This window comes from Streptomyces sp. NPDC005899, from assembly GCF_040629645.1.
In the GTDB taxonomy this organism is placed as follows: Bacteria; Actinomycetota; Actinomycetes; order Streptomycetales; family Streptomycetaceae; genus Streptomyces.
In genome coordinates, this window is record NZ_JBEXWB010000382.1 from 1 (window position 1) to 5624 (window position 5624).

General features: G+C 73.8%; 4 protein-coding genes. 3 read left to right on the forward strand and 1 reads right to left on the reverse strand.

Going from position 1 to position 5624, the window contains the following annotated elements:
- Window positions 1–1103: PucR family transcriptional regulator ligand-binding domain-containing protein (locus tag ABZ371_RS28150; RefSeq protein WP_358684669.1), on the reverse strand; the 1103-nt coding region annotated here is incomplete at its 3' end.
- 121 nt (window positions 1104–1224) lie between these two features.
- Between ABZ371_RS28150 and ABZ371_RS28155 the strand changes: the two genes are divergently transcribed.
- The 3 genes from ABZ371_RS28155 to ABZ371_RS28165 all read left to right on the forward strand — a co-directional run bounded on the left by ABZ371_RS28155 (window position 1225) and on the right by ABZ371_RS28165 (window position 5524).
- The gene (locus tag ABZ371_RS28155; protein ID WP_358684671.1) at window positions 1225–2694 is read left to right on the forward strand and encodes a sodium:solute symporter; all 1470 of its coding nucleotides are present in this window, start codon (window positions 1225–1227) and stop codon (window positions 2692–2694) included.
- Window positions 2695–2876: 182 nt separating this feature from the next.
- A complete protein-coding gene (gene speB, locus ABZ371_RS28160; RefSeq protein WP_358684674.1) occupies window positions 2877–3845 on the forward strand; it encodes an agmatinase in 969 nt (322 codons plus the stop codon).
- Entirely contained in the window at window positions 3842–5524 is a 1683-nt protein-coding gene (locus ABZ371_RS28165; protein ID WP_358684676.1) for a thiamine pyrophosphate-binding protein, read from the forward strand. Before speB ends, ABZ371_RS28165 begins: the two co-directional genes overlap by 4 nt.
- Window positions 5525–5624 lie beyond the last annotated feature (100 nt).

Consider the following 5624-nt stretch of genomic DNA (forward strand, 5'->3'; position numbering starts at 1 on the left):
CCCAGTGCGCCCCCGAGACCCCCGGCGGCGAGCGGGCCGGCCGGTGCGCCGTCGGTGCGCCGGGCGTGGACCACCGTCCACAGGCCCTCCTCGCCGCCCAGGAGCGGCGCCACCTCCTGCGGGCGGGCGCCCAGCAGCAGGCGTACGAGCGCCGCCGAGCGGTCCGCCGCGCCGGCCCCCTGGTGCGGGGCCGTCAGGAGGGAGAGCAGGACGACGGCGATCCCCGTCACCGTGTGGTCCCCGGGATCGCGGCGGGGGGTGGCCAGCACCAGGACCAGGCCCTGCGCGCCGCCGAGCGGATACGCGGACAGACGGGTGCCGTCCAGGGTGTCCGTCGCCGAGGCCGGGCTCTGCTTGCGGACCGCCGCCGGGGCGCCCACCGGCCCCGTACCGGGCACCGCCCCCGTGCCGGGGGCCGCCGCGGGGGTGCCGGGGGCGGAGGCGGCAGGGGCGGACGCGGCGGTGGAGGCCGCAGGGGCCACCACGCCGGCCAGCCGGACCAGTGCGGCCCGTACGTCCGGTGCCACGGGTCCGCCCGCCGTGTGGACCTCCTCGCCCGCCGACGTCAGCAGCGCCGCCCGGCCGCCCAGGTGCGCGGCCAACTGGTGCAGAACCGCCGGCACCGGGCCGGGGCGTGCCGCGGCGGTCGCCAGGGCCTGCTGCGCCCGGGCCGCCCGGCGCAGCTCCCGGTGGCGGGCCTCCGCCATGAGCCGCCACACCGCACGGGCGACAGCTGTGAAGGGGGTGGTGGGTGGTACCTCCAGCAGCGGCAGACCGTGCCGGTCGCAGGCCTCGACCAGCGCGCCGGGCACCGTGTCGTGCACCGGCGCCACCCCGAACCCGAGCGCCGCCGCCCCCGCCTCCACCAGCCGGGCCACATAGGTGTCCGCGTGGGCGTCCGCGTCCGCGAGGAGCACCCCGGCGCTCAGCAGCAGCTCACCCCCCAGCAGGTACGGATACGGGTCGGCCATCTCCGAGGTGTGCACCCACAGCAGGTCCGCCCGGTCCGGTCCGGCGATCCGGCGCAGCCCCAGATCCTTCCGTGCCAGCAGTTCGGCCAGGGCTACGGGTGGCGTCGGGGGCCCGGTGGGGAGGTCCGGCATGGATGGTCCATCCATCGATACGGGTGAGAATGGATGAAACGTACACTTCAGGGTCGGCTTCCGGCCACCTACCGTCTTCATCACGCACGACCCGTGCGCCGGGACGAGACGGAGGAAGCCCATGGCTGTCGACTACGCGGTGATCGTCGTCTATCTGGCCGGCATGCTCGCCATGGGCTGGTGGGGCATGCGCCGGGCCAAGTCCAAGAGCGAGTTCCTGGTGGCCGGCCGGCGGCTCGGTCCCTGGATGTACTCCGGCACGATGGCCGCGATCGTCCTCGGCGGTGCCTCGACGATCGGCGGCGTCGGCCTCGGCTACCAGTACGGCCTGTCCGGCGCCTGGATGGTCTTCACGATCGGCCTGGGCCTGCTGGCCCTGTCCGTGTTCTTCTCGGCCCGCATCGCGCGGCTGAGGGTCTACACCGTCTCGGAGATGCTCGACCTGCGCTACGGCGGCCGGGCCGGGGTCATCTCCGGTGTCGTCATGTGGGCGTACACGCTGATGCTGGCGGTCACCTCGACCATCGCCTACGCCACCATCTTCGATGTCCTGTTCGACGTGGACCGGACCGTGGCGATCATCCTGGGCGGCACCGTCGTCGTCGCCTACTCGACGCTCGGCGGCATGTGGTCGATCACGCTGACGGACATGGTGCAGTTCGTCGTCAAGACGATCGGCGTCCTGCTCCTCCTCCTGCCGATCGCCGTCGTCAAGGCCGGCGGTTTCGGTGGGATGAGGGCGAAGCTGCCGACGGAGTACTTCGACCCGCTGGGCATCGGCGGCGAGACGATCTTCACGTACGTCCTGATCTACACCTTCGGCATGCTGATCGGCCAGGACATCTGGCAGCGCGTGTTCACCGCCCGCAGCGACCGCACGGCACGCTGGGGCGGAACCGTCGCCGGCACGTACTGCCTCGTGTACGCGGTGGCCGGGGCCGTCATCGGCACGGCGGCCAAGGTGATGTACCCGAAGCTGCCCAGCGCGGACGCGGCCTTCGCGACGATCGTGAAGGACGAACTCCCCGTCGGTGTCCGGGGCCTGGTCCTGGCCGCCGCGCTCGCCGCGGTGATGTCCACCTCCTCCGGGGCGCTGATCGCCTGCGCGACCGTGGCCAACAACGACATCTGGTCGCGGCTGCGGGGCCCGGCCGCCGGGAGCGGCGGCGCCGAGCGTGACGAGGTGAAGGGCAACCGCGCCTTCATCCTCGTCATGGGCGTCGCCGTCATCGCCATCGCCATCGCGCTGAACAACGTCGTCGAGGCGCTGACCGTCGCCTACAACCTGCTCGTCGCCGGGCTGCTCGTGCCGATCCTGGGCGGCCTGCTGTGGCGCCGGGGCACCGCGGCGGGGGCGCTGGCCGCCGTGGCGGCCGGGGGCGTCGCCGTCGTCGGTCTCATGGCCGGCTACGGGATCCTGGCCAACGAGCCCGTGTACTACGGGCTGCTCGCCTCACTCGCGGTGTACGTGGTCGTCTCGCTGGCCACCAGGCCCACGGACGCCGGCGTGCTGGCGGCCTGGCGCGAACGGCTGGCCGGCCGGGGCGTGGACCCCGGGACGGCACCGGACACGGAGCCGGTCACCGTCTGACCGCCTCACGAAGCCGTCCGGGCGCGGGCGGACACCGACCCCGGTCACCCCGCACCCCGCACACTTGATTACCGTACGAACGCCCACAAAGCGTGCAGCATCCTCGCAGAGGCCGGACGAGCAGAGCCCGCAACCGAACGGGCGAAGTCCGACGAGCAGAGAACGACGAAAGGCATCAGCCCATGAGCAGCACCGACTCGCCGCGCGGTCCCGTCGACTCCTCCCGCGTCCCGCGGTACGCCGGACCCGCCACGTTCGCCCGGCTGCCCCGGCTCGACGAGGTGGGGAGCGCCGACGTCGCCGTCGTCGGGGTGCCCTTCGACAGCGGGGTCTCCTACCGCCCCGGCGCACGCTTCGGCGGTAACGCCATCCGGGAGGCCTCCCGCCTCCTGCGCCCCTACAACCCCGCGCAGGACGCCTCACCCTTCGCCCTCGCCCAGGTCGCCGACGCAGGGGACATCACGGCCAACCCGTTCGACATCAACGAGGCCGTCGAGACCGTCGAGGCCGCGGCCGACGGCCTCCTGGCGACCGGCGCCCGGCTCATGACGCTCGGCGGCGACCACACCATCGCACTGCCCCTGCTGCGCTCCGTCGCCAAGAAGCACGGCCCCGTCGCCCTGCTCCACTTCGACGCCCACCTCGACACCTGGGACACCTACTTCGGTGCCGAGTACACCCACGGCACCCCGTTCCGCCGGGCCGTCGAGGAGGGCATCCTCGACACCGAGGCGCTCTCCCACGTCGGTACGCGCGGACCGCTCTACGGCAAGCAGGACCTCACCGACGACGCCAAGATGGGCTTCGGCATCGTCACGTCGGCCGACGTCATGCGGCGCGGCGTCGACGAGATCGCCGACCAGCTCCGGCAGCGCATCGGCGACCGGCCGCTCTACATCTCCATCGACATCGACGTGCTGGACCCGGCGCACGCCCCCGGTACCGGCACCCCGGAGGCCGGCGGACTCACCTCCCGCGAGCTCCTGGAGATCCTGCGCGGCCTCTCCTCCTGCCACCTGGTCTCCGCCGACCTCGTCGAGGTCGCCCCGGCGTACGATCACGCGGAGATCACCTCCGTCGCCGCCTCCCACACGGCGTACGAGCTGACGACGATCATGTCCCGCCAGATCGCGGAGGGCCGTACCCCGTGACCCACGACCACGACGACCGGCCGCGGCTCACCCCCGCCCAGGCCGAGGCCGCCCTGAACCCTGCGCCCGGGCGCAACGGCGGCGACCTCGTGGTCGAGACCCTCCAGGGCCTCGGCGCCACCACCGTGTTCGGACTGCCGGGCCAGCACGCGCTCGGCATGTTCGACGCGCTGCGCCGCTCCTCCCTCACGTACGTCGGGCTGCGCGTCGAGAACAACGCGGCCTTCGCCGCCGACGCCTACGGCCGGATCACGGGGGAGGTGGCCCCGCTGCTGCTCTCCACCGGGCCGGGGGCCCTGACCTCCCTGGCCGCGCTCCAGGAGGCGGCGGCCGCGTCGGCGCCCGTGCTGGCGGTGTCGAGCCAGATCCCGACCGCCGGGCTCGGCGGCGGGCGGCACGGCTACCTGCACGAGCTCCGCGACCAGCAGGCGTCCTTCCGGGGTGTCGTGAAGTCCGTCCACACCGTGCGCACGGCGTCGCAGATCCCGTCCGCGATCGCCGCCGCCTGGGAGTCCGCGCTCACCGCCCCGCACGGGCCGGTGTGGGTGGAGATCCCGCAGGACGTGCTCCTCGCCGAGACGGTCCTGCCGGTGGTCAGCGCGCTGGACGCCACCCCGCGCGAGGTGTACCCGCGGCCGGAACTGACCCTCGCGGCGGCGCACCTGCTGTCGAACGCGGAGCGCCCGGCGATCATCGCGGGCGGCGGAGTCGTACGGTCCGACGCGTCCGGCAAGCTGCGCGCGCTCGCGGAGAAGATCGACGCCCCCGTCGTCACCACCTTCGGCGGCAAGGGCGCCTTCCCCTGGGAGCACCCGCTGTCCCTCCAGTCCTGGCTGGAGGACCGCCACACCACGGACTTCCTGGAGTCCGCCGACGTGCTGCTCGTCGTCGGCTCCGGACTCGGTGAGCTGTCGTCGAACTACCACACGTTCAGTCCGCGCGGCCGGGTCATCCAGATCGAGGCCGACGCCGGGAAGCTGGAGTCCAACCATCCCGCGCTCGGCATCCACTCCGACGCCCGCGAGGCGCTCGCCGACCTCCTGGACGCGGTGGAGCGCCGCGAGGACGCCGCCGCCGCCACCCGTGTCCGCACGGTCCTGGAGCGGGTGCGCGCACGGATCGCCGCCCAGGACCTCACCCTGGAGCAGCGGGTGCTCGCCTCGGTCCGCGAGGCCCTGCCCGACACCTCGCCCAGCTTCTGGGACATGACGATCCTCGCCTACTGGGCCTGGTCCGCCTTCGACGCCCGGCACCCCAACACGATGCACTCCGCCCAGGGCGCCGGGGGACTCGGCTACGGCTTCCCCGCGGCGATCGGCGCCGCCGCCGCCGATCCCACGAGGCCGGTGCTGGCGGTCTCGGGTGACGGCGGCGCGATGTACTCGATCGCCGAGCTCGCCACCGCGCGCCAGTACGACCTGCCCGTCACCTGGCTGATCGTGGACGACGGCGGCTACGGCATCCTGCGCGAGTACATGACGGGCGCCTTCGGCCAGGCCACGGCGACGGAGCTGTCCCGTCCCGACTTCGTCGCCCTCGCGGAGTCCTTCGGGGTCCCCGCGCTCCGGACGTCGCCGGAGTCCCTGACCGCCGACCTGGCCGGGGCGCTGGCGAGCCCGGGGCCCTCGGTCGTGGTCCTGCCGGTCCTGCTGAGGATGTTCGCACCGACGCATCTGTGACACGGCCGGGGGGAGCGGCCGCGAGCCGGCGGCGGGCGCACCCGCGACCCGGGCGGCGGGTGCGGCCTCCGCCTGTGGTGCCGGTCACCCGCGACCGGCC